The sequence below is a fragment of the Synechococcus sp. R8-2 genome, assembly GCF_047461715.1.
In the GTDB taxonomy this organism is placed as follows: Bacteria; Cyanobacteriota; Cyanobacteriia; order Thermostichales; family Thermostichaceae; genus Thermostichus.
In genome coordinates this window covers 1-3,618 of record NZ_JANSHQ010000637.1, presented here as the reverse complement: position 1 = coordinate 3,618, position 3,618 = coordinate 1, and the positions used below count along the sequence as shown (strand labels likewise).

Genomic DNA, 3,618 nt, shown 5'->3' with positions numbered 1-3,618 from the left:
CAATAGCGGGACGGAGTCCTTGAGTTGATAGAAAGTTGATAGAATGCCCTTCGCGCAGCGGGCCGTAGGTCTCACTGTTCTCCCAATGCCCCTCTGCCTGGGCGCACGGTTGCCGCTTGTTGGATTCTCGCTCGCGATAGCGGTGCGGGGCCTTTATACCGGTCAAGTCCTTCAGGGCAAGAACCGCTTTCTGCTCTCTTGGTCGCGTAGCTAGGCTGGTGTGGCTGAGCCAAGCCAGGAGCATTGCTCCCTTAACCATCTCGCACCGATTGCGGCGGCGGGATGGGATCCTGGGTGGAGCTCTGGATCCCATTCTCTCCACTTTCCAACCTGAGCAAGGGCCGCAATCGGGATCCCTGCCAGGGATCCAGGACATCCCGAATTAGCACCTCCTGAATCCACACCTGCAGGATTGCCGCCAAAGGCACGGCCAGGAACAGGCCCAGCACCCCAAAGAAAAAGGCTGAAGTAACTTGAGCTACTAGGGTTAGGGCGGGCAGGAGCGACACCTGTCGGGACATAACAATGGGGGTGAAGACGCTGCTTTCCAACTGCTGGATCAGGATATACAGCCCCAGCACTGCCAAGGACTTCCAAGGGGCATCCGTGAGGGCTACCAGCATGGGGGCTACCACGCTTAAGGTGGGGCCGATATTGGGGATGAAGTTGAACAATCCCGCCAGCACCGCATTGGCCAAGATCAGGGGCACCCCCAAAATCCACAGCCCGATCCCACTCAGCAGCATCACCAAGGTGCTGGTAAACAGGATCCCCATCAGCCACCCTCGCAGCGCCAGCTCACAGCGCTTGAGGATGTAGCGAATGCGGGGACGGTAAAAGGCCGGGAAAACCGAGACAAAAGCGCGACTGTAGGCTTGGGGATCCGCCAACAACAAAATGGTGAGGATGATTACAAACAATAGGTTGAGCAGGGTGCCAAAAAAGGCAGTGAAGGACTCGGAGAAAAAGTCGCGCACCTGTCGCACCAACTCGGTGGCCTGGGGCACCAAGCTATTGGCCAATTCCCGCAGCGTCGGCAGCTCAATATCCGTCGGCAAAGAGAGAATCAAGCTCTCGAACAGCCGCTGCGCTTGCACGATCCCGGCGGGCACCCCATCGGTAAACAGCCACCGCAACTGCTCCGCCAGGGGGGGCACCACGATTAGCCCCACCAAGATCGCGGCCACCAAAACCGTCAAACTGGTGATGACAATTGAGGGGCCACGCCGAAAGCCGTAGCGCTGTGGGATCTGGGCCAAGGTATCCAATGCTACTGCCAACACAATGGCCGCGAACACCAACAGCAGGATCTGCCGGATCTGCCAAAGCAGAACTAGCAGGCCCAACAGCGCCCCTAGCCCCAGCCACTGGGCGAAGGTCACCCGCCAGCTCACCTCCTCTCTCGCCCGGTTGTCGCCTATTCTAGATGGGATCCCGACAAGTCCCATCGCTATTCGAGAACCCTGGATGCGCGATCCTGTCCCTTCAGAAGTGACTTTAGCCGCCCGCAGCAGTGGGATGGAGTTTTTGCTCACGGATGAAGCTCCCCTGCTCTCGGTGGGGGGAGTGTCCCGTTATTTGAAATCGCTGCTGGCCGGGGATCCCTACTTGGTCAGGCTGTGGGTGAGCGGGGAAGTCTCCAGTTGCCAGCGCAACCGCAATGGCCACCTGTTCTTGACCCTAGTCGATCCGGAAACCGGCGACGTTCTCAAGGGGGTGGTCTGGCAGGGCCAAACTTCCCGGCTCAGTTTCTGGCCGGAAGTGGGGCAACAGGTGCTCGCCCTTGGGCAAATCGGCATCTATAGCGGCGGCAGCCATTATCGCCTCGTCATCTGGCAATTGCTGCCTGCCGGGGAAGGGCTGTTGGCGTTGCGATTTCAACAGCTCAAGGCCCACCTCAGTGCTGAGGGCTTGTTCGATAACCAACGACCTCTGCCTGTTCATCCCCAGTGCATTGCCGTCGTCAGTTCCCCCCACGCTGCCGGCTGGGGAGATATTCGGCGCACCCTCAACCAGCGCTACCCCGGGCTACGGGTGCTGTTCTCCCCAGCTCAAGTGCAAGGGGAGGCGGCCCCGGAATCAATTGTGCGGGCCATTCGCCGGGTGGAACAGGATGGGCGGGCGGAAGTGCTTCTTTTGGCGCGGGGCGGTGGAGCCAGCGAAGATTTGGCCTGTTTTAACGATGAGCGGGTGGTGCGAGCCATTGCCGAATGTCGGATCCCGGTGGTCACCGGGATTGGCCACCAGCGGGATGAAACCCTGGCTGACTACGCTGCCGACTACGCCGCCCATACCCCAACGGCAGCTGCCGAGCGGATCGTGCCGGATCTGGGGGAATTGCAGCGTCAGGGATCCCAGTTGCGCCAGAAGTTGATCGAACGCACCCGCCAAGCTTTGGAAAAAGCCCAGCAGCGTTTGCAGCAGGCCCAGCACCACTTGGTCTACGTGCATCCAGAGCGGCTGTTGCAACAGGCCCAGGAGCGCTTGACCCAGCGCCAACATCGCCTGCTCCAAGCCGTGCGCCATCGCCTCCGGCAACACCAACAGCACCAACAGGCCCTGCAAGATCGCCTCCAAGCGCTCGATCCCGAAGCCATTCTGAAACGGGGCTATGCCTTGGTGCGAGATGAAGAGGGATCCCTGATCCGCACCCATCGCCTGCCTCCCCAAACCCGCCTGATGATACAACTGGCCTCGGGAAGCCTATGGGTACGAGTAGAGGAGAGCCATGAGCCGCCGCAAACGTGAGGAGCCGTGGCGCTATGAAGCAGCCATTGCCGAGGTGGAAACTTTGATTGCCCAGATTGAATCGGGGGAACTGGATCTGGCGGAAGTGGTGGAGCGCTTTCAACAGGCCGCCCAAACCCTGAAAACCTGCGCGGACTTTTTAGAGCAAAAGCGGCAGCAGGTGGAGATCATCATCGAGCAATTGGGCCAAGAGGAAGAAGACCTGCCCGAATCATAGGGATCCCACCCGATCATTTCCCCTGCACTGCTGTTGCCATTCTGCTTCACTATGGATGGTCGTTGGATGGTTGTCTTTATCCTTGCGCCCCCATGCCCGCAAAAATCCTCGATGGCAAAGCCTTAGCCGCCCGTCTGCAAGCGGAGATGGCCGCCCAAGTGCAAGCTTGGATACCTCAGGTGGGGCGTCCACCGGGATTGGCAGTGCTGCGGGTTGGAGAGGATCCCGCCAGTGCGGCTTATGTGCGCGGCAAAGAGCGGGCCTGTGAGCGGTTGGGCATTGCTTCTTTTGGCCGACATTTTTCCGCCCAAGACTCCCCTGCCCATTTGCTCGACACCATCGACCAACTCAATCAGGACGAGCGGGTGGATGGCATCCTCGTCCAACTGCCCCTGCCCCCCGGCTGGGATCCCATCCCCCCCCTTCTGGCCATCAATCCCGGCAAAGATGTGGATGGACTCCATCCCCTCAACCTGGGCCGGCTGTTGCGCGGCGAGCCCGGCCTACGCAGTTGTACCCCTTTGGGCGTGATGCGCCTGTTGCAGGCAGAAGGGATCCCGATTGCAGGCCGAAAGGCAGTGGTGGTCGGTCGCAGCATCTTGGTGGGCAAGCCCTTGAGCTTGATGTTGTTGGCCGCCGATGCGACGGTCACC

Annotated in this window: 5 protein-coding genes; 3 read left to right on the top strand and 2 right to left on the bottom strand. The window is 60.2% G+C overall.

Annotated features, from left to right (window positions below; translation table 11 throughout):
* Positions 1-244: hypothetical protein (locus NW819_RS13380; RefSeq protein WP_414414043.1), on the bottom strand; the 244-nt coding region annotated here is incomplete at its 3' end.
* 7 nt (positions 245-251) lie between these two features.
* Complete coding sequence (locus NW819_RS13375) at positions 252-1,394, bottom strand: AI-2E family transporter (protein ID WP_238376832.1); 1,143 nt, start codon at positions 1,392-1,394, stop codon at positions 252-254.
* A 73-nt stretch (positions 1,395-1,467) separates the two neighbouring features.
* Here NW819_RS13375 and xseA point away from each other — a divergent pair, with 73 nt between their 5' ends.
* From xseA to NW819_RS13360, 3 genes are all read left to right on the top strand, one after another.
* Positions 1,468-2,748 carry an exodeoxyribonuclease VII large subunit gene (xseA, locus tag NW819_RS13370; protein ID WP_414414042.1) on the top strand — a complete coding sequence of 427 codons (1,281 nt, stop codon included), beginning with the start codon at positions 1,468-1,470 and terminating at the stop codon, positions 2,746-2,748.
* A complete protein-coding gene (xseB, locus tag NW819_RS13365; RefSeq protein ID WP_011431761.1) occupies positions 2,729-2,965 on the top strand; it encodes an exodeoxyribonuclease VII small subunit in 237 nt (78 codons plus the stop codon). The genes xseA and xseB overlap by 20 nt, the downstream gene beginning before the upstream one ends.
* Before the next feature lie 92 nt (positions 2,966-3,057).
* Positions 3,058-3,618, top strand: a 561-nt coding sequence (locus tag NW819_RS13360; protein WP_414414041.1) for a tetrahydrofolate dehydrogenase/cyclohydrolase catalytic domain-containing protein, incomplete at its 3' end; no start/stop codon positions are given.

What these genes read in the sequence shown, in the direction of transcription:
- xseA (WP_414414042.1), top strand. Translation starts at nt 1,468, where the DNA reads ATGCGCGATCCTGTCCCTTCAGAAGTGACTTTAGCCGCCCGCAGCAGT.
- xseB (WP_011431761.1), top strand. Translation starts at nt 2,729, where the DNA reads ATGAGCCGCCGCAAACGTGAGGAGCCGTGGCGCTATGAAGCAGCCATT.